Origin of the sequence: Flavobacterium frigoritolerans, assembly GCF_025847275.1 — a bacterium.
Taxonomy (GTDB): Bacteria; Bacteroidota; Bacteroidia; order Flavobacteriales; family Flavobacteriaceae; genus Flavobacterium; species Flavobacterium frigoritolerans.
In genome coordinates this window covers 162,075-187,956 of sequence record NZ_JAOZEV010000006.1, presented here as the reverse complement: position 1 = coordinate 187,956, position 25,882 = coordinate 162,075, and the positions used below count along the sequence as shown (strand labels likewise).

The 25,882-nt window shown below is 32.5% G+C and carries 21 protein-coding genes; 5 read left to right on the top strand and 16 right to left on the bottom strand.

Going from position 1 to position 25,882, the window contains the following annotated elements; translation table 11 throughout:
• Position 1 precedes the first annotated feature (1 nt).
• Positions 2–1,177 (bottom strand): formate-dependent phosphoribosylglycinamide formyltransferase, encoded by a 1,176-nt coding sequence (purT, locus tag OIU80_RS10225; protein WP_264286992.1) that lies wholly within the window; start codon positions 1,175–1,177, stop codon positions 2–4.
• A 412-nt stretch (positions 1,178–1,589) separates the two neighbouring features.
• Between purT and OIU80_RS10220 the strand changes: the two genes are divergently transcribed.
• Complete coding sequence (locus tag OIU80_RS10220) at positions 1,590–2,429, top strand: hypothetical protein (RefSeq protein ID WP_264286909.1); 840 nt, start codon at positions 1,590–1,592, stop codon at positions 2,427–2,429.
• A 43-nt stretch (positions 2,430–2,472) separates the two neighbouring features.
• Here the strand turns inward: OIU80_RS10220 and OIU80_RS10215 are convergent, their stop codons facing one another.
• The 4 genes from OIU80_RS10215 to OIU80_RS10200 form a co-directional block, all read right to left on the bottom strand.
• Positions 2,473–4,347: a peptidase U32 family protein gene (locus OIU80_RS10215; RefSeq protein WP_264286908.1), complete on the bottom strand. Its 1,875-nt coding sequence runs from the start codon at positions 4,345–4,347 to the stop codon at positions 2,473–2,475.
• Positions 4,348–4,512: 165 nt separating this feature from the next.
• Positions 4,513–5,091, bottom strand: coding sequence for a hypothetical protein (locus OIU80_RS10210; protein ID WP_264286907.1), 579 nt, complete (start codon positions 5,089–5,091; stop codon positions 4,513–4,515).
• Between the two features lie 203 nt (positions 5,092–5,294).
• Positions 5,295–6,485 (bottom strand): pyridoxal phosphate-dependent aminotransferase, encoded by a 1,191-nt coding sequence (locus OIU80_RS10205; RefSeq protein ID WP_264286906.1) that lies wholly within the window; start codon positions 6,483–6,485, stop codon positions 5,295–5,297.
• A 35-nt stretch (positions 6,486–6,520) separates the two neighbouring features.
• The gene (locus OIU80_RS10200; RefSeq protein ID WP_264286905.1) at positions 6,521–7,615 is read right to left on the bottom strand and encodes a fatty acid desaturase family protein; all 1,095 of its coding nucleotides are present in this window, start codon (positions 7,613–7,615) and stop codon (positions 6,521–6,523) included.
• Between the two features lie 107 nt (positions 7,616–7,722).
• Between OIU80_RS10200 and rsmG the strand changes: the two genes are divergently transcribed.
• Positions 7,723–8,352, top strand: coding sequence for a 16S rRNA (guanine(527)-N(7))-methyltransferase RsmG (rsmG, locus tag OIU80_RS10195; protein ID WP_264286904.1), 630 nt, complete (start codon positions 7,723–7,725; stop codon positions 8,350–8,352).
• Positions 8,353–8,492: 140 nt separating this feature from the next.
• Positions 8,493–9,908, top strand: a complete 1,416-nt coding sequence (locus OIU80_RS10190; protein WP_264286903.1) for an alkaline phosphatase — start codon at positions 8,493–8,495, stop codon at positions 9,906–9,908.
• A 239-nt stretch (positions 9,909–10,147) separates the two neighbouring features.
• On the opposite strand, the gene OIU80_RS10185 is transcribed toward OIU80_RS10190, so the two are convergent.
• The 3 genes from OIU80_RS10185 to OIU80_RS10175 all read right to left on the bottom strand — a co-directional run bounded on the left by OIU80_RS10185 (position 10,148) and on the right by OIU80_RS10175 (position 13,177).
• Entirely contained in the window at positions 10,148–10,846 is a 699-nt protein-coding gene (locus tag OIU80_RS10185) for a LytR/AlgR family response regulator transcription factor (RefSeq protein WP_264286902.1), read from the bottom strand.
• 66 nt (positions 10,847–10,912) lie between these two features.
• Entirely contained in the window at positions 10,913–12,079 is a 1,167-nt protein-coding gene (locus OIU80_RS10180) for an alpha/beta fold hydrolase (protein WP_264286901.1), read from the bottom strand.
• A 45-nt stretch (positions 12,080–12,124) separates the two neighbouring features.
• Positions 12,125–13,177 (bottom strand): sensor histidine kinase, encoded by a 1,053-nt coding sequence (locus OIU80_RS10175; protein WP_264286900.1) that lies wholly within the window; start codon positions 13,175–13,177, stop codon positions 12,125–12,127.
• A 312-nt stretch (positions 13,178–13,489) separates the two neighbouring features.
• On the opposite strand from OIU80_RS10175, the gene OIU80_RS10170 reads away from it, so the two are divergent.
• Positions 13,490–14,578 carry an NHL repeat-containing protein gene (locus OIU80_RS10170; protein ID WP_264286899.1) on the top strand — a complete coding sequence of 363 codons (1,089 nt, stop codon included), beginning with the start codon at positions 13,490–13,492 and terminating at the stop codon, positions 14,576–14,578.
• A 78-nt stretch (positions 14,579–14,656) separates the two neighbouring features.
• Here OIU80_RS10170 and OIU80_RS10165 read toward each other — a convergent pair whose 3' ends face one another.
• From OIU80_RS10165 to map, 8 genes are all read right to left on the bottom strand, one after another.
• On the bottom strand, positions 14,657–15,382 hold the full coding sequence (locus OIU80_RS10165; protein ID WP_264286898.1) for a hypothetical protein: 726 nt from the start codon (positions 15,380–15,382) through the stop codon (positions 14,657–14,659).
• A 297-nt stretch (positions 15,383–15,679) separates the two neighbouring features.
• Positions 15,680–17,308: an L-glutamate gamma-semialdehyde dehydrogenase gene (gene pruA / locus OIU80_RS10160; protein ID WP_264286991.1), complete on the bottom strand. Its 1,629-nt coding sequence runs from the start codon at positions 17,306–17,308 to the stop codon at positions 15,680–15,682.
• 152 nt (positions 17,309–17,460) lie between these two features.
• A complete protein-coding gene (gene apaG, locus OIU80_RS10155; RefSeq protein WP_035618015.1) occupies positions 17,461–17,847 on the bottom strand; it encodes a Co2+/Mg2+ efflux protein ApaG in 387 nt (128 codons plus the stop codon).
• A gap of 80 nt (positions 17,848–17,927) precedes the next feature.
• Positions 17,928–19,181, bottom strand: coding sequence for a type IX secretion system plug protein (locus OIU80_RS10150; protein ID WP_264286897.1), 1,254 nt, complete (start codon positions 19,179–19,181; stop codon positions 17,928–17,930).
• Positions 19,182–19,244: 63 nt separating this feature from the next.
• On the bottom strand, positions 19,245–22,160 hold the full coding sequence (locus tag OIU80_RS10145; protein ID WP_264286896.1) for a DEAD/DEAH box helicase: 2,916 nt from the start codon (positions 22,158–22,160) through the stop codon (positions 19,245–19,247).
• A gap of 114 nt (positions 22,161–22,274) precedes the next feature.
• Complete coding sequence (locus OIU80_RS10140; RefSeq protein ID WP_195736707.1) at positions 22,275–23,048, bottom strand: class I SAM-dependent methyltransferase; 774 nt, start codon at positions 23,046–23,048, stop codon at positions 22,275–22,277.
• Between the two features lie 49 nt (positions 23,049–23,097).
• Positions 23,098–23,511 carry a GxxExxY protein gene (locus tag OIU80_RS10135; protein WP_264286895.1) on the bottom strand — a complete coding sequence of 138 codons (414 nt, stop codon included), beginning with the start codon at positions 23,509–23,511 and terminating at the stop codon, positions 23,098–23,100.
• Between the two features lie 65 nt (positions 23,512–23,576).
• On the bottom strand, positions 23,577–24,395 hold the full coding sequence (gene map / locus OIU80_RS10130) for a type I methionyl aminopeptidase (RefSeq protein ID WP_264286894.1): 819 nt from the start codon (positions 24,393–24,395) through the stop codon (positions 23,577–23,579).
• Positions 24,396–24,594: 199 nt separating this feature from the next.
• Between map and OIU80_RS10125 the strand changes: the two genes are divergently transcribed.
• Positions 24,595–25,839: a DUF445 domain-containing protein gene (locus OIU80_RS10125; RefSeq protein WP_264286893.1), complete on the top strand. Its 1,245-nt coding sequence runs from the start codon at positions 24,595–24,597 to the stop codon at positions 25,837–25,839.
• The last annotated feature ends 43 nt before the right edge of the window (positions 25,840–25,882 follow it).

Sequence of the window (25,882 nt, the reverse complement as noted above, 5' to 3'; positions counted from 1 at the left end):
TTTATAAATTTACGGTTATTAATTGTGCGGTTTTTTTTGCTCTTTCGACTACTTCTTCAATAGAAGTTTCCAGAATGTCATTTGATAAAACAACTCCCATACGGCGATAAGGTCTTGAGGTTGGTTTTCCAAAGATACGGAAGTCGGTTTTAGGTAATGCAGCAACTTTTTCTATCCCGGTATAAGTTGGGCTATTTGAATCTCCAGTGGCTAGAATTACAGCACTTGCTCCAGCTTTCTCTAGTGTTATTTCGAAAATAGGTAAACTTAAAATAGCACGTAAATGCAATTCAAATTCATTGAAGTTTTGCGTTCCTGCTAAAGTTACCATTCCGGTATCATGCGGGCGAGGGGAAAGTTCTGAGAAATAAACTCCTTCATTGGTTAGAAAAAATTCTACTCCAAAAAGCCCTGCGCCTCCTAAAGCTTCGGTTATTTTCTCGGCCATATCTTGGGCTTCGTATAAATCTTTATCGGATACTCTGGCGGGTTGCCAACTTTCCTGGTAATCGCCACGTTCTTGTCGGTGACCTATTGGTGCACAAAAAAGTGTTGGATTATTATTTTGAGTAATTGTTAAAAGTGTAATTTCTGAATGGAAATTTACAAAGGCTTCTACAATTACTTCGATAACATCTCCGCGAGATCCTGCTACGGCATAATCCCAAGCTTTTAGGATATCATCTTGGGTTTTTATGGTTGATTGTCCTTTTCCTGATGAGGACATTAAAGGTTTTACAACACATGGCATTCCTACTTCCTGAACGGCTTTTTGTAATTCTTCGGCTGAGGTTGCATATTGGTATTTGGCGGTTTTTAGTCCAAGTTCTTTAGCTGCTAAATCACGGATTGCTTTACGGTTCATGGTGTAGTTTGCCGCTTTCGCAGATGGAACTACAGTAATTCCTTGTTTCTCGTAATCGTAAAAACGTTCAGTACGAATGGCTTCTATTTCGGGAACTATAAAATCGGGTTTGTGTTTAGCTACGATTCGGTCTAAGGCTTCGCCATCGAGCATATTGATTACTTCAAAACCATGTGCAACTTGCATTGCAGGGGCATTTTCGTAACTATCTACAGCAATTATAGTTTGTCCGATTCGTTGTGCAGCGATGGTAAATTCTTTACCTAATTCGCCTGAACCTAGAAGTAGTATTTTCATTTGGAGTTTTGTAATGTTGGAGTAGTAAAAGTAGCGAAAAATGTTTTTAACCGCAAAGTTCAATTCATATGTCTTAATGTACAGATGCATTGCAGTGCTTCTATGTAATCTATGTTTAAGGTAAAGAGTTTCACGCAGATTTTGCAGATTCGGCAGATTTAATTAATAGCTGAGTAGAAATACTGTGTGTAGAAATACTGCGGTGCGTTTCTACAATCTGTACGTGTAAATAAAATTGGAAATAAATAGCTCTCGTTTGCAGACTTGCGTGAGGGATAGTAGCGGATAGCCCACAGCCTGACGAAGGAAGTGCGAGGACTTGCAGCGAATAGCCCGACCCTTGTGGTCACGCTCAAATTTTGAAAAGTTTTTACGGAGAAATTTTTTGTTAATAATTATGGTTATAACTGATTTGAAATTTCTTTTAATGCCATACGATATTTATATATTTGCCAGCTTACAAATAAAACCCCCAAAAATGAAATTTAAATTTTTTTTAGTGATGAGTATTTTATTCATTACATCAGCAGCAAATTGTCAGATCGTTATATATAGATTTGGACTGGGCCAGCAGAAAGCAGAAGCTGTAATTTTTAAAAAAGATAAGCAAACAGTTAGTGGCATACTTCATTTCCCTGATTTTGAAGATAAGAAAGTGAAAATTAAAGTAGGAGATACTAATGAAAAATATGCGGCTAGTGAAATAGATTCAATCCAGATTTTTGATGCAGAGAAAAAGTTGTCGTATACTTTCTTATGGACGAAAACAAAAGAATATAAAAAGAAAGGTACAGATTTTAAGGTTATTAAAGAAAGATGGTTGTGTAAAACGATTAGTGGAAAAGCATCTTTGTATTTAGGTGGTGAAGAATATGGAATAAAAGAAGTTAAGGTAAAGGATGAAGAGACAAAAGAAAAGATAAAAGAATCTAAAATGGAAGTGGTTAGTAAACAGGTTAATCATTATATGAAAAGGAATAATGAGGATTATCCTATATTGGTTTCTGTAAGTTCGAATGGAGCTTCTATTGGTTATAATGCTTTTTTTAGACAGTTTGGTGTTTATTATTTTAGTGATAATCCGGACATAGCTAAAAAAATTGAAGAGAAGGAATATAAATATGATGACATTGAAAAAGTTGTCAATTTGTATAATGTGAAACCTGTGAAGAAACGAGAACCGAAAACAGAACAAAAAGCGGATCAAAAAAACACGAAACCAAAGGCGGTAACAAAGCCAGTACCAAAAAACACGAAGAAAAAATAACTAAAAAAAGCGATACTTTTACCAAGTATCGCTTTTTTGTTTTTTAGTGAAAATGATCTTCTTCGATTTCAAATTCGGCATCTTTTTCCCAAATTTCCATCTCACAAGGTTTACAGTTGAATTTCAGTTTGTATTCTAGTTCGCCTTGTTTTAATACCAATGGTTCTTTTACTTTAACACCCATTATATCTTTTTGATGTATTGGACATTTTTTTAATTCGTATTTGATACAATATTTGGTTGTCATTACACGTGATTTCCCAGGATCCCATTGCAATTCAAATGCTTTTTCGATTTCGGTTACGCCATGACGTTCGTAGAATTTACGTGCCGTTTTGTTCGAAACGTTGTACATGAAATCTAATTTGGTTTCAGGGTACGGATGTGATGTTTTTACTAATTGGTGTTCTTCGCGCTTGTAATTTGCTAAACGAATTTCAGTTAATTGATCGTAAACTGTTCTTCTCATCTCGTTGATTTTTGAAATAGGAAGGAACCAGTTTTGAGTAAACATTATATTAATTTCATTGGCTATATAAGGTGTAAAACCTGTTTTTGCCAATTGTGTCTTGATGTTTTCTTCTATTGATTCGCCGGTTTTAGTTTGTTCTTTTGAATGTTCTAAAGTAACAACGCTTACATTTCCGTCTTCGTCGGTTGCGATTAATTCAAAACCAGTTTCGTTTTCAGTAAGCAGTAAAGTAGTGCTTAGTTTACGAACTGCACTGTCTTCTCTTTCTACAATTTTAATGAAAGCAGCGTCGTTATTACGGTAAATAAAAGTTCCGTCTTTTACTTCTTTTAAAACGTTCGGGTAAATTTTGCCATTTTCGGCTTTGTTTACATAAATTCCATCGGCTTCATTGTTTTCATTGATAAAACAAAGTCCGTCTCCGTTGTTTAACAATTCGCCATTTTCTATTTCGTAGGCGTTTCCAACCGTTCGGATTAGTTTGCCTATATATTGTCCTTTTGATTTTGGGCTTTCCCAAGAACCAATACTATGATTTCTATCGTTTACAAAATAATCGGTGTAACCACGGTTAAATGTTCTGTTTAAAGAAGAATCGAAAGTATACGTACATTTTCCTGAAGAAGCTTTGGTATATTTTTCGCTTCCTGCTCCTTCTAAATAGCTGTCTAGTTTTTGACGTAAAAAGGATACGTTATTTTTTACGTAAACAACATCTTTTAATCTTCCTTCAATTTTAAAAGAAACAATTCCGGCTTCAATTAAATTCGGGATTTGATCTGAAATATCTAAATCTTTGATCGAAAGTAAGTGACTGTTTTTTATTAAAGTTTCTCCGTTTCCGTCGATTAAGTTGTAGGGTAAACGACAATTTTGTGCACAAGAACCACGATTGGCGCTACGTTCTCCGTTTGCCACACTCATATAGCAGTTTCCGCTAAATGAAACACATAGAGCTCCAGTTACGAAAAACTCTAGTTCAACATCAGCTTCGTCGTAAATCGTTTTAATTTGATGTAAGTTTAGTTCGCGTGCTAAAACCACACGTTTTATTCCTGCATCTTTTAGGAATTTAATTTTGTCAGCATCACGATTATTGGCTTGGGTACTGGCGTGAAGTACAATAGGAGGTAGCTCCATTTCCATAATTGCCATATCCTGAATAATTAATGCATCTACACCAATATCGTATAATTCATAGATCATTTGGCGACAGGTTTCTAATTCGTTGTCGTACAAAATGGTATTCATAACGACAAAAACCTGTGCATTAAATAAGTGGGCATATTTTACTAACGCAGCAACATCTTCAAGAGAGTTATTTGCATTAGAACGGGCTCCAAATTGTGGTGCCCCAATGTAAACTGCATCGGCTCCGCTATTTATAGCTGCCATTCCTCCAATTAAATCTTTAGCAGGAGCTAATATTTCGATTTTCTTCTTCATCGAGTTGATGATAAATTATTTATTTCTAAAACGCTATACTTTTTGGCTTTCGCCTAAAAAAGTTTGCAAAGTTCTTATAAATTATTTGAGTTTACTAATGCTAAAGTGACTTTTTTTGAAATAGTTAGGTAATATGGAATGATGATGTTTAAGGATTGCTGTTTTTTAATCTATTGGAAAAGTATATCCTGCTGTAAATGCACCGAAAGCTTGCTCACCAGATAGATTTCCGTAAAACGTAACTCCAATTTCTATGTTGTTTTTTGGACCCAATGCAAGTCCTATGCTAATTGGAATATGTGCAATTACACCACTTTTTTTCTCATTGACATAATTAGTGTAGGTTTTAAAAGAGCCTATTGAAGCGCCAATACCAGTTTCTATAAATGGTGCAACCCAAGGTATGGGAGCACAAAGGCGAACTTTTGTTCCTAGTAAAAATGCATTAGTTTCTACTTTGTAGCCTTGTGGGTTTTTAATAGCATCTTTACTAGTTGAGGTAAAAATAACGCCGGCATAAGGTCTTACGCTAAACCATTTGGTAACTCCTATTATATATTCTCCTTGGGTAAAAAAACCAGTGCCATCTATGATTTCCGGATTTTCTTCTTCGTAATTTGAAGTACTTGAGCCAAAACCTATTGAGACTTTAATAAAATTGCCTGTTGTTTGGGCTTTTGTTTGATTAGAAAAAAATAGTGTAAAAATTAGAATTGAAGAAAGATTACGTACAATTTGTGTCATAAAATATTTTTGATTTATAAAATGCTGCAAATGTAGGATTATTTTTCAATTTAAATAAAAAACTCCCCCAGCGTAATGACGAAGTAGTGCGAGGATTTGCAGAGAATTGCCCGACCAGAGGAAACCCCATAAAAAAACAGCTTAAAGTGTAAAGTGATGAAACTTTAAACCTTAAGCCGTTTAAATAAACTTATTTTATGGTATTATGCAGCCAAAGCTTCTTTGATTCTGCGTAATGCTTCTTTTAAAATATCGTCGCTTGTTGCGTAAGAGAAACGAATACAGTTTGGATTTCCGAAGGCATCTCCTGTAACTGTTGCTACGTTTGCTTCACCAAGAAGATACATTGAGAAATCATTGGCATCTTTGATATGAGTTCCTTTTAATGTTTTTCCGAAGAATGAAGAAACGTCTGGGAAAACATAAAATGCTCCTTCTGGAACATTGATTTTTACTCCTGGAATTTCTTTCAATAATCCAACAACTAAATCTCTACGAGTGTGGAAAGCCTGAACCATGTGGTTTAATACGCTTGGATCAGCATCTACTGCTGTAATTGTAGCGCGTTGTGCTACAGAGTTTGCTCCAGATGTTACTTGTCCTTGAATTTTTGTACATGCTTTTGCAATAAATTCGGGTGCTCCGATATAACCAACTCTGTATCCTGTCATAGCAAATGCTTTTGCAACTCCGTTTACAGTGATTGTTTTTTCTAACATTCCTGGGATTGAACCGATACTACAGAATGTTCCTGAGAAATTGATATGCTCATAAATCTCATCGGCAACGACGTATATATTTGGGTGTTTTTCTAACACTTTTGCAAGTGCTGTCAATTCTTCTCTGCTGTAAACAGAACCTGAAGGGTTACAAGGAGAACTAAACCACATCATTTTTGTTTTTGGTGTGATGGCAGCTTCTAATTGTTCTGGTGTAATTTTAAAATCGGTATCTACAGATGTTGGAACTTCAACAGGAACTCCGCCAGAAAGTTTTACAATTTCGAAATAAGAAACCCAGTATGGTGCTGGTAAAATAACCTCGTCACCATCGTTTAACATTACTTGCGCAATGTTGTATAAAGATTGTTTTGCTCCTGTAGAAACTACGATTTGAGTTGGTTTGTAGTCTAATCCGTTATCTCTTTTAAATTTTCTGCAAATTGCTTCTCTTAATTCTAGATAACCTTCTACTGGAGAATATGTACTGTAATTTTCGTCAACTGCTTTTTTAACTGCTTCTTTAATGAAGTCAGGGGTATTAAAGTCAGGTTCTCCTAAACTTAAACTAATAATGTCTTTTCCTTGTGCTTTTAATTCGCGTGCCAAAGCGGCCATTGCTAAAGTTTGTGATGTAGCTAAATTGTTAATTCTGTCTGAAAGAATGTGATTCATTTTATAGTTAATTGTGGTTTGTTATTGTGTTGATATTATGCTATTTCGGGTTTCATACCCAAATCTCGTAAATGTTTGTAGTGTGCCAAAACTGCTCCTCTCATGGTTTTGAATTCATGATATGGTAAGTTGCATTCGATTGCAGTCTGTTTTACGATTTCGGCAATTTTTCCGTAGTGTATATGGCTTATGTTTGGAAAAATATGATGTTCGATTTGGTGGTTTAATCCGCCTGTAAACCAGTTTACAACTTTGTTCTTTGGAGCAAAATTGGCTGTAGTGTACAATTGGTGAATTGCCCATGTGTTTTCCATCTCACCATCTTCATTTGGAACAGGGTTAGATGTTTCTTCGACTACGTGTGCCAATTGGAATACGATACTCAAAATTAATCCTGCTGTATAATGCATTACAAAGAATCCAATAACAACTTTCCACCATACAATACCTAAAAGCATTGGTAATGCCATCCAGATTAGTACATAAATAATTTTTGTAATTACAAGTACAGTCCATAATTTGGCAGGACTTTGTGGTGTTCCGTATGATAGTTTTCTTTTTAAGTAGTTTTTCATTTGCTTAAAATCGGTTGTTAAAGCCCAATTGAAAGTCAATAATCCGTAAAGGAAAAACGAATAATAGTGTTGAAACTTATGAAAACGATGCCACTCAGCATTTTGTGTAAAACGAATAATTCTTCCTGCATCAAGATCTTCGTCATGACCATGAATATTAGTATAAGTATGATGTAAAACATTATGCTGTACTTGCCAGTTGTGTACGTTTCCTGCAAGAACATAAATACTTCCTCCCATGATTTTGTTTACCCAACTTTTGGTAGAATAAGAACCATGATTTCCATCATGCATTACATTCATTCCGATTCCAGCCATACCAATTCCCATAACAATGGTTAATAGTAAATGAGCCCAAAATGGCATATCGAGTGTAAGTATTAAAAAATAGGGCGCAAGAAAAACTGTAAACAGAATAATGGCTTTTAAATGAAGTTTCCAATTTCCTGTCTTTTGGATGTTATTATCTTTAAAGTAACTGTTCACTCGAGAGTTAAGTGTTCTAAAAAACTTTAAATTGTCTTGCTTAGCAAATGTAGGTATGGTCTTATTCATATAAATTTTAAATAGTTCTCAAAGGTAATTATTATAAATTTTCAATTTACAAAAATGAGTTAAATATTTCGACTGTAAAGTAGTACTTTTGTTAAAAAAATAGAACAATGAATGAGATTCTGAAATATTTTCCTGATTTGACTGACGTTCAAAAAGAACAATTTCAAAAATTAGATTTTTTATACCATGACTGGAATGAAAAAATTAATGTTATTTCACGTAAAGATATTGATGCCTTATACACCAAGCATATTCTACATTCGCTTGGAATTGCAAAAATTATAAAATTTGAACCAGGGACTTATGTTCTTGATGTGGGTACTGGTGGTGGATTTCCTGGGATTCCTTTAGCAATTCTTTTTCCAGAAACCCGTTTTTATTTGATTGATGTTATTGCTAAAAAAATAAAAGTGGTTCAGGGCGTTGTTGATGCTTTGGATTTAAAAAATGTAAAAGCAGAACAGCTTCGTGCTGAAAATGTAAAAGGAGATTTCGATTTTATTGTAAGTCGTGCTGTGACTAATATGCCTGATTTTGTTTCTTGGATTAAAGATAAAATCAAGAAAAAACACAAACATGAACTTAAAAACGGAATTTTATACCTTAAAGGAGGAGATTTAACTGAAGAATTGAAAGATTTTCCTAAAGCAACAGAATATAATTTAGCAGATTTCTTTGAAGATGAATTTTTTGAAACCAAAAAAGTAGTTCATTTACCTTTGAAATTTATAGTTTAAGATTTACCGAAATACAATTTATAAAACCCTGTCTAGATTAGATGGGGTTTTGCTTTTTAGTTCGGTATCATAACAGAAAGATAATTTTGTTAGTTGGTGTATTTTTTTATCTTTGAAATACTTACATAAACAAAGTAATGATGGATAGAAGGAAGTTTTTTAGAAATGGCTCTTTATTTACAATTGGAGCAGCAGTTATGAATCCTTTTCAGGGATCGGCTAATATTTTAGATTTAGAATCAGTTAATAAAAATAAGAAAGCCAAAAATATAATTCTCTTAGTTAGTGATGGAATGAGCACTGGAACTTTAAATATGACCGATTTATTCCTAAACAGAAAAACAGGAAAAGGTTCTAATTGGATTCAGTTATATAAAGACAATCGAGTTTCAAGAGCTCTGATGGATACAGCTTCTGCTAGTTCTATTGTTACCGATTCATCGGCTGCAAGTTCTTCTTGGGGTGGTGGTTTCAGAGTAAATAATGGAGTGCTTAATGTTAGTCCTCAAGGGGAACCACATTTGCCTATTTGGCAAAAGTTCAAGAAATCAGGGAAAATGGCTGGTTGTGTAACTACAGTTCCAATAACTCATGCAACTCCTGCGGGTTTTTGTGTAAATAGTAAAAGCAGAAATGCTCAGGATGATATCGCCGAACAATATTTAGACCTTGGTTTTGATGTTATGATGGGTGGAGGTTCAAACTATTTTAACTCTGGGGTAAGAAAAGATAAGAAGGATATGTATGCTGCTTTTAGCGCAAAAGGATATCAGGTGGTAAAAACACGTTCTGAAATGGATGCAGCATCTAATTCTAAGCCTATTTTAGGAGTGTTTTCAGAGGACGGTCTTCCGTATTATGTAGATAGAAATAGCGATAATAATTTAAAACAAACAGTTCCAAGTTTAGCCGAAATGGCTCAGAAAGCTATTGACAGGATGAAAGACCATAAAAATGGCTTTGTTTTGCAAATAGAAAGCGGAAAGGTTGACTGGGCTGCGCACGGGAATGATATTGCTGGTTTGATTAATGACCAAATTGAATTTGATGAAGCGGTAAAAATTGCAATTGATTTTGCTGAAAAAGACAAGGAAACGTTAGTTATTATTACTACCGATCATGGGAATGCTAATCCAGGAATTATTTATGGCAAGTATGCCAATGAGAATTTTGATAGTATTCAGAAATATACGCAGACAAATGAATGGATTTTAAATCAAATTAAACCTGATTCTTCAATATCACAAGTAAAAGAGATTATAGAAAAGGCAAATGGACATTCGGTTTCGGATGATGATGCTAAAACAGTTTTGAGTTATTACGATGGTTTACATAAGGAAGACGGATTATACAATTACAAGAAATTGCCTTATAAAGCGTTTGCCGAAATGCAAGGAAAAATAAACTCGGTGGGCTGGATTAGTATGGATCACTCTGCCGATTATGTTGAGTTGGCTATGTTTGGTCCCGGAAGCGAACTTTTAAAACCTTTCGTAAAAAATACCGATTTGCATTATTTGATGCTGCAAGCCGCAGAAGTAGAAAATAAGTTTTAATTAATTTAATCTGTTGCGTGTAATTACTGTATCTGTTTGGTTTGCTCGGCGCGTAAAATTTTATTTAACACATAGAGACATAGGTTTTATGTGTAAAAGAGAATACAAAAAGAAATATATTTCTTTCGCATAGCTGGTTATATGTATTTATAATTAATTCTAACTGTTTTTTTTTAATGTTTTAAAAAAAGTAAAACCCCTCAAGTTTCAGAATTATTCTGAGTTTGTGGGGTTTTATATTATTTGATGTTTTTTAAATAGGCCAACCAGTTTTCTTTATAGCTACTTCCTATTGGAATTTCTATTGTGTTTATTTCGACTTCATTTTTAGAGTAAGCAGTTAGCTTTTTTGTTTGAATAATAAAAGAACGGTGAACTCGAACAAAATTTGAATCTAGTAATTTTTCGAAGGCAGAAATGTTCTGTTTGAGATGATGCGATTTATCGTTTTCAAGATGTATTGTGATATAATCTTTTAAACTTTCGATGTATAAGATTTCTTCAAAAACTATTTTGATATTCCTACTTCCACTAGATACAAAAATATGATTTTCAGGAATTGCTTTCTCTTCTTTTTTAGGTTTTTGAAACTGTTTGAATTTTTCTATTGAAACAAAAAAACGGTCAAAAGTAATTGGTTTTAAAAGATAATCAATAACGTTGAGTTCATATCCTTCGATGGCATATTCGCGATAAGCAGTTGTGAAAATTACCTTAGGTGGATTTTTTAATTTTTTCAAAAAATCATTTCCTTTTAATAAAGGCATTTCGATATCCAAAAAAATCAAATCTACAGTATTTGTTTCTAAAAAAGTATATGCCTTTAATGCATTTTCAAATGAATCGACAAGTTCGAAGTTGTCAAAATTTAGAAGGTGAGAGGTAATTAATTCTCTCGCCAAAGGCTCGTCGTCAATGATAATGCATTTATATTTCATTTGAATTTTTTATGTTTAACAGATGCAATTTTAACCTTTTTGAAATTTGTTTGCAATCTAATCTAGTTATTTTGCAGTTTCTTTTGTTATGCGTTCTAAAACTTCTTTTCCGTTTTTATTTTCAGGATTTAGTTCTATAGATTTTTTATACATTGCAATAGCTTCTTCTTTCTTATTGATTTTTAGTAAAGCTTCGCCATAACTGTCATAGGTATTGGCGCTTTTTGGATTTAAAAGCATATTTAATTTGAAGACTTCGGCAGCCTTTTCATTTTCATTTTTACGTAATAATTCATATCCCCAATTGTTCAAATCGTCTTCGGAATTATTGTGTGCCAATTGCTCTTTTTTATCCTCGTTAAAAGCCTGTATTGTGTATTGTAAAGCGCGTTCTTGAATTTCAGTTTTTTGTTTAGAACTATTTGCATACATTTTGGTAATTGCTGTAATTACTAATGGGGGATTGTCCATCCAAATAGCATGACCGCAACCATAAGCTATAATGCCGGTAACGTTAGGGTTATTTTCGACATATTTGTTATGACAATTTTTCCATCGCTCTATTTCATCGGGTATTTTATAGAAAGGAATTCCGTTGACAAAATCAACAACTGGAATGTTTTGAGGAATGGATAACTTACTCATTATTTTTACAGTTTTGGCAATAGTTGCCGACATATAATAAATGCCTTTATTGCTCTTTTTCCATTGTGGTATAAGTTTATCTTGTGTAGCTAATACTTTTTCAATGTAGCCGTCTTCAAAATAGCTATGATTAACATCGATTAATACAACCCCTTTTACAAGTTTAGGATGTCTGGTAGCATAAAGAGTTGATAGATAACCGCCATAAGAATGTGAAACAAGCATGATTTCTTTATCGTATCCTAGTTTTTTTAAGCCAATTTCTAAATCTTCAATACTGCTTATAATTCCTTGTTTAGCATCATTGGTTTGTAAAGTATCGATGGTGCTTGTGCCAAAACCAGCTCTGTCGTATGTTATTAAAGTCGCATCTGTTATTTCGGAAATTGGTTTTAAAATAGAATTCCAAACGGAACCATCATTCCCGCCACCAGAGTCAAAAAGTATAGGTATACCTTTGCCTTTTACAATCTTAAAATGAATCTTGTGATTCCCTACATCGACTAACGTATCAACGGTTTTAGATTGGCTTTTTGCGGTGATAAAGCAGAAAATAGATAAAAGACTAATTAGGAGGTGTTTTTTCATAAAAGTTGAGAGGGTTAGTTTTTTGTAGAAAATTGTTTTGAAATTTTAGAGATTAAGATTAAGTTTAACCTTAAAAAGAAATTGCGTTTCTTCTATTTCTAATTTGTGTTTTTTTGGATATAATAAATCCAATTGTTTTCGAACATTTTCCAATCCAATTTTTGATTTATTAGTAATTGTAGCAAAATTATTCTGAGGTTTTGTATTCTCGATACTAAAAAAGATTTGTCCTTTTTTGCTTTCTAAATTCAGTATGATAGTAGCTTTCTCCGTTTCATTGATTACACCATGTTTAAAAGCATTTTCTATAAATGTCAATATAATAAGAGGTGAAATTTTGTTACTTTCCTGAATGTTTTTGGTAAACGAAATATCTAATCTGTTTTCGCTATAGCGGAGTTTTTCCAAAGCAATATAATTCTCAATTAAAGCAATTTCTTTTTCAATAGAAACATAATCTTCATTGCAACGGTATAATACAAAGTCCAGAATTTCGGATAGTTTCGCAATTACTTCGGGAGCTTTATCATCTTTTTTAAGCGTTAATGTGTATAAATTATTAAGGGTGTTAAAAAGAAAATGTGGATTTAACTGATTCTTTAATACTTTCAATTCCATCGATTTTTTCTCTTCTTCTAGTTTTAAAAGGCGTTGCTGTTTGCGATTAAAACTAATAAAACCTAATATGATAATTGGATAAGTGATAAAAGAAAACTCTCTAAATATTAATTTAAACGAAGTTAATCTTTCGGGAACAGACATTTTGTGTCCAAGCCAATCATCAAAGAAACCTGGGAATTTTGGTTCAAGATAATAGTATTTAAAAATCATTAAAACAGCAAAAACAAGATAGAGCCAGCTTGTGGCAAAAACTATAAAAAGTAAATATTTTTTTCTATCCAGTGTTTGAGGAATAATCCAATAAATTAATCCGTAGCCGGCTGTTGCTTGTGCTAAGACTTTCCATGTATATACAAAAGTAAAGTCATAAGAACTAATGTCATTAGACTTGCTGGAAATATATAAAAGCAAAAAGGAAATCCAATAGATGCAATGGAAGAGAATTCTTTTTAGATCGATATTTTTTAAAAAACTCATTATAATGTTTTATGAGGGAACAAGATAATAAAATATAGAGGTATGCTTTGTCCCTAGATTTAAATAAAGAGTTTTTGCTTCCAAAAATAGCATTTGGGCATACGAATGCAATATTCGTCTAAAATCTATTTTTTGAATGCTAAAGCTGTGTTTTCGATTGCGCACTAAACAGCGAATTGACTCTGGAATTATATTCGCTTTCAAATATATAAATCATGATAAAACTGATTCTTCTATTCGCATTATTTTTAGTAAATGAACTAAAAAGTATTCTGTTATAAAACAATCCAAAAATAATTAAACCAAAACAAAATGAACACAATGATTAAAAACGTACTTGGTATTCTGATTTTAATGAATACCGTAAATTTATTTTCACAAGAAAGCAAGCAAGAGATTACTTATAGTGAAGTTTCGAAAACAATTAAGCCAACCTTATTTGCCGATTTGGGCGAAACGTGTCAAACTCCCGACGGTATGGCTTTGGATAAAAAAGGGAATCTTTATTTGTCAATTACTAATCCGGTAACTTTTGAAAAGCACGGAAGTAAGATTCTAACTTTTGATGAAAATGATAAACCCATAACATGGTTTGATAAATTACCAGTACATCCCATAACGAAGAAAGTACATCCTATGGGAATGGAATTTGGTCCTGACGGAAATTTGTATTTAATGGATAATCAGTTTTTTACTGATAATGAAAATTTTTCTAGATTGATAAGGGTTGTAGTTGAGAATGGAAAGCCTAAATATGCCGAGGTTCTGGCAGAAGGCTTCAATTTTGGAGAAGCTGTAAGGTGGTATAAAGATAGAGTTTATATTACTGATGCTCTTTTTGAGAATAGAAGAGAAAGTGGGATTTATAGTTTTTCGTTAAAGGAATTAAATTCTGGGAAAATAATTTTGGATAAGAATACGAAACCCAATTATCTAGTAACCACATTTACTCTTAAGCCTGAAGTAACCAAACGAACTATTGGAATTGACGGTATTGCTTTTGATAAAAAGGGGAATCTATATGCAGGGAACTTTGGAGATGGTGTGATTACAAAACTTGAATTTACAAAAGACGGTAAGCTAAAATCTAAGAAAGTAGTTTTTGATTCGGATAAATTAAAATGTTGTGATGGCTTTTTTTATGACGAGCAAAGGAATTCTATTTTTATAGCTAATTATGATAATAATAGTGTTCATCAGTTGGATTTAAATACGAATACGATGCATTTAATTTGGGAAAATGGCAATGCAGATGGTTCTGATGGACAATTAGATAATCCTTGTGAAACGATAATTTATAAAGGAAAATTATTGGTTGTAAACTATGATACTTTTAAAGGGGAGAAGAATACAGAAATAGATTCCTTTCATACTATTTCTAGTTTTGAATTAGGGAAATAGACTTCGTTTATACTAAAAAGAAAACCCACAAATTTAAAGACATTTTAAAGTTGTGGGTTTTTATAAAAATAGATTGATTTAACTAGCTTCTTTTGGAAAACATAAAAAAGGATTTGTTTCGTAATCCAACCTTGCAACAAAAGTCTTAATTGCAATCTCAGAAGATTTTATTGTGTATTTGTATAGTGGATCAAAGAAAAAGTCACGGCATATTACAGGTTCTTCTGAAGGGTTATAGGCTTCCTCATTATTATAATCGTCATAAGTATATTGACAAGGAAATAAAAGATTAAGTCTTTTTAAGTTGCTTTTAAGCCATTTGTTGAATTTTTTTTTCTTAGGAGTGGTATGGCGAACTAGTAATACTAGGCCAACAATTTCACTTTGAAGATTATAAGAACCATTTCGGCGTAGTACATCTATCATTCTCACATTCATAAGTGCAACCCAAAGTGGGCCGTCTATAGGTCCAGATGCAGGAGCATTCATGTTGAGATCAAAAACTAATGGTTTAGTGTATTCGGGATGTGATATTGAGCACCAAAGAGCTTCGATACGCTGTTTCATTTCTTGAGATGATTCGGTACGATTTTTATAACGCCAATATATCCATTCAAGTAGAGCTGCTGTTAGTCCTAAAGAAGCTTTATAACTAATGCTTGTTAAAGCAAGTTCTAGCTTGTTGTGATTTTCTGCCGGATCGATAAGTTTTTCCATTATTTTTCCATTCCATTTAAAATCAATTGGATGATTGATGCTTTTGGCTTCACGGATTATTTTAGGTGCTTTTTCTATACTTTTCATTATTGCTTAATTTAGTATTTATGTGCGAATATTTTATTCTTTATTTTTTAAGTCTATTTGTTTAATCAAGAATTTCCAAATTTACATGCGAGCTTAATTTTTTCTATGTAATGATAAGTTTTAAAAATAACACGATAGGGTTTTTTTTATAGGTGCTATGTTTCTGAAAATCAATAAAGAGTGAAAAATATTACAAACAAAATAATGTTTGATTAAAATTTTTATGAAAAAGTAAACCCCACAAGTTTCAAAAATAGTTGAAGCTTGTGGGGTTTTATAGTTTTTAAACTTTAGAGATTATTCTCCTAAAAATGGATATCTATAATCTTCTGGAGTTACAAAAGTTTCTTTTATTGTTCTTGGAGAAGCCCAACGTAATAAATTTAATGCAGAACCTGCTTTATCATTTGTTCCTGATGCTCTTGCACCACCAAATGGTTGCATTCCTACAACTGCTCCTGTTGGTTTGTCATTAATATAGAAGTTACCAGCAGCATTCTGTAATTTTGTTGTAGCTACTTCAATAGCATAACGATCTTGACTAAAGACTGCTCCAGTAAGAGCATATTCAGAAGTATTATCAACTAATTCTAAAGTCTCTTCCCATTTTGCATCTTCATACACATATATAGTAATAACTGGTCCGAATAATTCAGTTTCCATTGTTGTGTATTTTGGATTAGTAGTTACAATTACCGTTGGCTCAATAAAGTATCCAACAGATTTATCGTAATTTCCTCCAACGATTATTTCTGCATCAGCATCTTTTTTAGCTTGATCAATAAAACTAGCTAATTTATCAAAAGAACCTTCGTGAATAACAGCAGTAATAAAGTTACCAAAATCTTCTGGTGACCCCATTTTCATAGATTTCACATCAGTAATTAATTGTTCTTTGATAGTTGGCCATAAACTTTGTGGAATATAAGCTCTTGATGCTGCAGAACATTTTTGTCCTTGGAACTCGAATGCACCACGTACAATTCCTGTTGATACTTGTTTAGCATTAGCACTTGGATGAGCAATGATAAAATCTTTACCACCAGTTTCACCTACTATTCTTGGGTATGTTCTGTAATTGTGAATGTTTGCACCGATTTTTGCCCAAATATCTTTGAATACATGAGTTGAACCTGTAAAGTGTACTCCAGCAAAATCACGACTTGCTAATACAGTATCAGTAATCATTAATGCATCACCAAAAACAACGTTTATTACTCCATCAGGAACTCCAGCTTCTTTGAAAACGTCGATAATGATTTTAGTAGAGAATACTTGACTATCACTTGGTTTCCAGATAACAACATTCCCCATCATTGCAGCACTTGCAGGAAGATTTGCAGCGATAGCTGTAAAGTTAAAAGGAGTAATTGCGTATACAAAACCTTCTAAAGGTCTGTATTCAAGACGATTCCATGTTGTAGAATCTGATTTTGGCTGATCTGCATAAATTTGAGTCATAAACTCTACATTGTAACGCAAGAAATCAATTAATTCACAAGAAGCATCAATTTCTGCTTGGTGAATGTTTTTTGATTGTCCGATCATTGTAGCTGCATTTATTCTAGCTCTGTAAGGACCAGCAATAAGTTCAGCAGCTTTTAAGAAAATAGCAGCACGTTGTTCCCATGCCATGTTTGCCCATGCATCTTTTGCTTCAAGCGCATTAGCAATTGCTTTTTCTATATGTGTTTTTTCGGCTAGGTGGTAAGTTCCTACTACATGTTTGTGGTCATGAGGTGCCGTTATGTTTCTAGTGTTTCCAGTTTTAATTTCTTCACTTCCAATGTATAACGGAACATCAATTTTAGAATTCCACATTGTAGTATAAGCTGCTTGTACTGCTGCTTTTTCTGGCGAGTTTGGTGCATATCCTTTTACGGGTTCGTTTACCGCTTTAGGTACATGAAAAAATCCTTTTAGCATATTGTTTAAAATTAGATAATTAGACAAATTAACAGTTGGATAATTCATTTTATACGAATTATCTAACGCTCTACAAAAGTACGAAGGTTAAATTAATAATCTGATAATTTTGTTATAAGTTAATTATAAAATATTTCGATGCAATAAAGAAATTAGTTCAGTGCAAATGGTGCGCACATTCTAAAAGTAGGTACTATAACTTTGAAAATTTTTGTAGTAGTGAAGTTCACCATATTGAAATATCCTTTCATTGCTCCATAAGGAGATGATAATAAACAACCTGAACTGTAGGTGTGGAATTCGCCAGGTTTTAAAACTGGTTTTTTGCCTATTACGCCTTCACCGTCAACTATTTCGATATCGTTTAGCGAATCAAAGATTTCCCAATGGCGGGAAGTAAGTTGCACGGAATCCTTGCTATGGTTCTCAATAGTAACCACATAGCTAAAGGCAAAATGAATCTTGTAGTTCTTGAAGTAGGTTCCTTCAAAACTAGTTAAAACGGATATTTTTATGCCTCTTGTTATTTGAGAAACCATACTAAAGTGTTATATATGTGCGTAATAGAAGCAAATTTACAAAAAAAATCGATTCAAAAGAATCATTTCTAAAATGTTTTTTAATTAATGATATTCAATGAGTTAGCAGATCCTTTTCCGATTACATGATCATAACGGTCACTATTCTCACGATAATAAACCAATATAGTATATTCATTCTCGGTTTGGAAAAAATTACCATCAATTGCATTTTCAAAATCTATTGCTCCTTTTTTATCAGCTATTTGATATTGGTAATTCGTAAATCCTTGCTTTATCATTATTGCTTTTTCATAAACCCCTTTTTCGGTATTGTATTCCATTTTATTCTCAGGAGTCAAACCGTAATTATTAAACATTCCGTTAACATAAATGTCTTTGTTAAGTCGGAAAGCGGGTGCCGAAAGTGTAAAGTAAACCCAAGCATAATCGGCTTCGACCTCATTGTTTGAGGCGTTTATATTTTTTACAACAAAGTTGCCATTTATATCCTGATAGTTTGTGTATGGAAAGTTTCCTCTGGCTTGGTTAGTATATAAGTAGGAGTTGTAAATGTCTTTGCTCGAATCGACTCTTCCTACATTATTACCAGCGTTACGGATGTCTTTATTCTCAAAATATAAAAATTCATTTCCAGCCCAGAATTGGGTTTCATTGTTGTATTTGTATATCAAGTCATTCCCGATAGTGTATTGTGGAGGTACGTTTTTTATTGCAGTGTTAAAATTGCCATTTTGTAATAAAAGTACTTTTACACTCTGTAAAGGAGTTTGAAAGTTGAGGGAGCTAGATTTTATAGTAAAATCTAAATTATGTTTGTATTCGATATTACTTACGGTTCGGCTTCTTTTTACCTGAGCAGGAACTGTGACTAGATTTTCATATACAATAAACTTTTTAGAAAATACAACTTCTTTATCTTCATTCAGGATTTTGATAATGTAGTTACCAGTAATTAATAATTGGGTGTTTGGATTTGGAAAAGAAATTTTATAATGCGAATATATTTGTAATGTATTAAAGGAGTTGGTGTAATTGACGATTCTTTGCCCATCAAATCCTTGTAGGTATTCTGTTTTTGGAATGTCTGAAGGAATCCAATTATAATCGCAGTGCGTTATTTCATAGTAATAATCGGCTTCATTGCCAAAGAGGTCATCAAATTGCAGCTGAATCTCACTTCCCAATTCGAATATTGGAACAACATTTTGCCCGCTTTGTACAAACGAAACAGTTTTGATGTTATAGGGAGGGATGGTTTCAGATTGTACTTGGGCTGTTGCCGAAGTAAAAATAAGAATGAAAATTAAATTTCGGAAGATAGAATTTAGCATAATATGTTACGTTGCAAGAATGTAAATATAACAATTTTAAATAACGAAAAATGCACCAATTTATTAAGAACCTAATATGTATTCTAAATTAATTTCGATTTCATCGTTAATATAGCTTTCTTCTAATAGTGAATCAGATAATAGCTTTTTGTTTTCTTGCAGTTTAATTATTTTTTCCTCAACTGTATTTTTCGAAATAAATCGGATAACATTTACTTTGTTTAATTGCCCAATTCGGTGTGCTCTTCCTACTCCTTGTTTTTCGGCAAAAGGATTCCACCAAGGATCTAAAAATAAAACATAAGAAGCTTTGGTGATATTTAAACCAACGCCACCTGCTTTAAGTGAAATAAAAAATAGCAAAGGATTTTCGTTTTCCTGAAACAGATTTACTTGCTGTTCTCTTTTCTTAGCAGGAGTTTCGCCTGTAATTTCACAAAAATCTATTTTGTTTTCTTTGCACCAAGTCGTGTAAAAACTCAAATTAGTAACAAATGAACTAAAAATAATAACCTTCTGTTTTTCTTTTACTAAAGTTTCTAGATATTGGGTTACTGCATTATATTTTCCAGAATCAATTTCTGATTCTTGATCTACCATTTTTGGATGATTACTCAGCTGTCTTAACTTCATCAACGTATTGATGATGCTAATTTTGTCTGGACCGGAACCATCTGTTTTTAGTAAAAAATTACGAGCTTTTGATTTTTCTTTTTCATATAATTTCTCCTGTTCAGGATCCATATCGCAATAATAAATCTGTTCAGTTAATTCTGGTAAGTCCTTTAATACCTGTTCTTTGGTTCTTCTTAAGATATATGGCTGAATAAGATTTTTTAGCTCAGCTAAACTGTCTTCATCTTGCTTTTTCTCAATCGGAATTTTATAATTTTCTGCAAAGAAATTATAGCTACCCAAAATATCCGGATTTATAAATTGCATTTGCGACCATAAATCGTCTAATGAGTTTTCGATAGGCGTACCACTTAAAGCGATTTTATGTTCCGTATTTATTTTATTAATCGCTTTAAAAATTTTAGAATTTTTATTTTTGATGTATTGACTTTCGTCCAAAATTAAATAGCGAAAATTATATTTTTCTAAAATTGCAATATCGCGATGAATGATACTGTAGCTGGTAAAAATTAAATCGGATGATTCTAATCTACTCACTAATAGTTTTCTGTCGTTACCAACATACTGCATTTTTGAAAAATGAGGTGTGAATTTTTGAGATTCATTGTACCAGTTAAAAACCAATGAAGAGGGTAAAACAATCAAGGTTTTTAAAGGTTCTCTTTCAATAACGGTTTCGTTTTGAAATAAATCAAAATTCGTTGTTTTGGTTGTAAAACCTAATTGTTCTTGCACCGCAACCAGAACAGCTAAGGTTTGTAAGGTTTTCCCAAGTCCCATATCATCAGCCAGACAAGCCCCTAAATTCGAATTAAAATGACTCAAAAGCCATTTTACTCCATCAATTTGATACGGTCTCAAAGTCGCTTTTAGCAAATCAGAAGATACATATTCAGCTTTAAGAATCGGGTTTACATCGTTTTTGATTTCTGGAATTGCATCTAAAGCAGCAAAATTACTTTTACGCAAAAGTAGATTCCCGTTTTCTGTTTTAGCTAATTTAGCTAATGAACTATATTTGCTGAGCCATTCTAATGGGATCAAAAAATAGTTTCCGTCAGGCAATAAAAAGAGTCTTTCTTTGCTTTTTATATTTGGAATAATTTCGCTGAAGTTGATTGTATAGTTCCCAATCGAAATGATTATCTTGATGTCAAACCAATCTTCTTTTGTTTCTCCTTTTGAAAATAAAACGGTATGATTTTCTGTAATGATTACTTTGCTTTCCAGTTGCAAATTTTGGATTGTAAAACCTAAGTTTTCTAACTCTTCTTTGCGATCAATAACTAATTGAATAGTAGCATAAGGATCAGTAGTTTCTGTATCCGAATTCCATCCAAACAATTCATTTTTAATTTTTATGAAACCAATTTCAAGTAGTTTGTTGGTATATAAAACTTCATCAGGGCTTCGTTTAAACTGAATTATTTTTGGTTCATTAGCTATGCTAAAATCAACATACGTATGTGTTTTTTTAGTTTTACTGGCATCAAATAAATATCCGTTACAATCGAAATGAAGGTTGAGATAATAACAATTTTTAAAGAAATCATAAACAGGTTGAATTGTACAGGAGATAATTTTATCACGAAGTTCAATTTCAAAACCAGTTGCTTCAATGTCGGTTTTTTTAGCTATTTCAGGAATGAAATTTTTAAAATAATCATCAACTAATCTTGACGGTATTTCGATTGATTTTTTCTTTAAAAAAGGCGAAAGTTTTTTGGAATTCAAGGCTGTTAACTGTCCTAATTTTTTATCGATCATCAGCCAGCCTGGCTCATCCAAAAGGATATCAATACTACTATTCATGGGTAAAAATGTAGTGTCGTTTTCCTTTAAAGATAGCGTATATGTAATTCCTTCAGAGTGTTTGTTAAATTGAATTTGAGGCTCAAAATCGAGAGGATTAGTACTAACTCGCGAACGATAGAAATCCTTTTCAACTCCCATATTAATAGATAAAGGAAATTGTTCTTTTACAATTAGCGTGTAAAAAGAATCTAAATTTAGTTGCAAATGCTGGCGAATTGCAAAATCTATTTTGGAATCTTTTTGTAAATCAGTAATTGTTTTTGCTGATTTAATTTTGGTACTAAATTTCTTGAAAATAAATTCAGGCTTTAAAGAGTCACAAGCTGTCAGTATTTTTTTTGTATTGGAATCTAAATTTTCGAAAACAATTCCAAAACCTTCAAGAACGTCTCTAGTTGCTTTTTTGTTTAAATATTTAATGTCATTAGTATTCGCTTCTTCAACGATATAAGCTGTTGGGATATGAATATTTAGATTTTTTTCTAAACTGATGTCAAAACAAAATTGAAATGATTTCGAAGGTTCCAAGATTAAAGGTTTGGTTTGGTTGTAATTTGGGAAGTTCTATAAAATTTAAAAAGTTTTCAAATTATTGCTATTTTGAAAACTTTTTAAATGAATTTATATATAGTAAAAAACTATTTAGTTTTCCTGCTTAAAGCAAAGTGGAATTATTTCTCCTTTGGCTAAACAATATTTTTCGACTAATTCTGGAGCTATTTTATTGGTGTAATCTTCTTCGATTACGATAAAACCAATGCTTCTTAATTTATCAAAATAATCACGTCCATAAATACGTACGTGATCGTATTGTCCAAATATCTTAGCACGTTCTTTTTGATCTGTAATGGTATCGTCTGCAAAAGTAACTGCTCTTGATAAATCTTGTGGGATTTGCAAAACAGCCATTCCTCCGGGTTTTAAAACACGAAATAATTCCTGCATCGCTTTGGTGTCGTCCGGAATGTGTTCTAAAACGTGATTGCATAAAATGACATCATATTCGTTATCCTTAAAAGGTAAATTACAGATGTCTGCTTTTACATCTGCTAAAGGCGAAAACAAATCAGTCGTAGTGTAATCTAGATTTTTTTGCTTGCGAAATAGTTTATAAAAAGCTTGTTCTGGAGCAAAATGTAATACTTTTTTTGGTGCTGTAAAGAAATCAGTTTGATCATTTAGGTATAGCCAAAGTAAGCGATGTCTCTCTAAAGAAAGTGTACTTGGTGAAAGTACGTTGTTACGTTGTTTGCCATATCCATAAGGCAAAAACATTTTGAAACTCTTACCATCTATAGGATCGGTAAATTTATCTCCTTTTAATGTAAAGGCTAAAATAGGACGTGCCACATAACTCAAACGAATCAATAATGGACGTGGAATGGTATTAAGAACTAGTTTAAAAAGTTTTTTCATAATTATTTCGCAAAGGCTCACAAAGGGAACTCAAAGATTCGCTAAGTTTTTAGGTATTTGATTTTGAGTTTATAAATCTTTTTATATTGTTTTTTAATATGGTGCTGTTGTAGTTTATCAATAAACCTAATGGATATTTTCCCAGCTTTAAATACGTTACTATTTGTGCAAAATGAGCTGGACTGAAATTTTCGACAGTTTTTAACTCAATTACTAATTTGTTTTCGACAAGTAAATCAATTCTATACCCTTGTTCTAATCTAATTTCTTTATAAATAATTGGGAGTGTAATCTCTTTTTCAACCTTTAAACCCGCATTTTTAATTTCATAAAATAGGCACTCTTGATAAGCAGATTCAAGTAAACCTGGTCCAAGTTGTCGATGAACTTCAATTGCTAAGCCAATTACCTTGTACGATATTGCTTGTAAATCTTCAGGTATTTCGGAGAACTCTTGACTCATCTTTAAGACTATTTGAAACTAAATCTTTGCGTTTTCTTTGTGAAACTTAGCGTAATAGCCTTGCCTTATAATACCAACGGCACTTTTCTGAATTCATCTTCTTCGTTACTCACGATTCCTAGCGCTTTATAGATGTACTGGAAAGTTGATAAGATTTCTGGTTTACCATCGATTAAAGCTACATCATGTTCAAAGTGTGCACTTGCTTTACCATCGGCAGTTGTAATTGTCCAGCCATCTTTATGTTGTTTTATGTTTCTTGTTCCAAGATTAATCATTGGTTCAATAGCAACAACCATTCCTTCAACAAAAAGTTTTCCTCTTCCTTTTTTACCATAATTAGGCATTTCAGGATCTTCGTGCATTTTTTGCCCAAGTCCATGACCAACAAGTTCACGAACAACTCCGTATCCATGTGCTTCGGTATATTTTTGTATTGCACTTCCAACATCTTCTACGCGGTTTCCGGCTTTAAATTCGCGGATTCCAACATATAAAGATTCTTTGGTAACTTGTAGTAATTTTTTAACTTCTGGAGCAACTTCTCCTATTTCAAAGCTATAAGCATGATCTCCATGATAACCGTTTTTGTATGCGCCACAATCTACCGAGATAACATCGCCACTTTTTAAAGGAGTGTTATTTGGAATACCATGAACAACTTGTGAATTTGGACTCATACAAAGTGAGTTCGGGAAGTCGTATAAACCTAAAAAGCTTGGTACTGCACCGTGATCACGAATGAATTCTTCGGCTAGTTTGTCAAGATATAATGTGGTAACTCCTTCTTTTATCTCAGAAGCAATCATTCCTAATGTTTTTGATACGATTAAGGCACTTTCGCGCATTAATTCTATTTCTTCACGTGATTTTACAATAATCATAATTTCGGATTTTCAGTTTGCAAAAGTACAATTTTAATATTATTTTTTTTAAGAAGCCTTTGTATTTAATTATATCATTTATAATTAGATTAAAAAGCAGTCCATAAATATATAGAAAGATTGTAAAATTATCTTATTAAAATGAAAACAGTTGTAGAAACAATTGAATAAATTAGCGTATTAATTAATTCGGCATATTATGAAAAGCAATAGTAATCAAGAAGGTAAAAGCAAAGAGGCTGGTTTGATCAAAATGAAAAGATTTGCTTTGGGAGTATTGGGTGTAGCTGTTATTCTTTTTCTAATTGCCATTTACTTTAAAATAGGCTGGCTTAAAGCTTTTAGCGAGGCGGCTATGGTTGGTGGTATTGCAGATTGGTTTGCTATAGTAGCATTATTCAGGCATCCTCTTGGATTGCCAATTCCACATACCGCTTTAATACCTAATAATAAAGATGCTATTGGGCAAAATCTCGGCACTTTTGTTTCTGATGAGTTTTTAATTAAAGAGAAATTAGAAGTAAAAATCGAACAGTTTAATTTTGCTGAAAAGGCGGCAAACTGGTTGTCTGATAAACCCAATGCAAATACGATAGCTTCATTAATTATTGAAGATATCATACCAGGAATTTTAAAAACAATTGTCGATGAAGATGTTCAGCGATTTATTCAGGCAAAATTTGAAACCAAATTACGAGAGATAAATTTTGGCGAATGGATCGCAATAGGGTTAGAGTCTTTAACCAAAAGTGAAAAACAAGAACAATTAATAACCAACGTATTAAAAATACTAACCGAAGAATTGCAGAATAACAGAGATGTAATTCGTGAAAAAGTGAATAAATCGACACCTTGGTACACACTTGGTGTAGCCGATAAAAAAATTGCAGATGGTATTTTTAATGGACTTTATGAATTTATTGATGATGCAAAGCATACGGACAGCAGTATCAGAAGAAAAATAAACACTTATGTTCTGGACTTTATTACAGAGCTAAATAGTTCGCCAGAGCTTCAGCAAAAAGTAAATGATTTAGTGATTGAGTTTGCTCATAAAAGTGAAGTGAAAGAGTATATCAATGATATTTGGAGTCAGATAAAAGTTGCTATTTCTGCCGACTTAGAGAAGAAAGATGATTCTAAAATAAAAAATAAGATTATCAGTATGATTCAGAATTTTGGAATCAGTATAAAAGAAGATGAGGTTATGCTAAGCAAAATCAATAATTTTATAAAAATAGATTTGCTAGGAATCCTCTTGAAGAATAAGCAAATGATTGGAGATTTAATAGCTTCGTCGGTAAAAAGCTGGGACAAAGAAGAAATCTCGAATAAATTAGAATTAGAAATAGGTAAAGATCTTCAGTTTATCCGAATTAACGGAACTGTAGTAGGAGGGTTTGTTGGTCTTTTTATTTATTTTATTGAGCATATTATTACCTAAAAAAAAGAGACAAACCATAAGGATTGTCTCTTTTTATAATGTT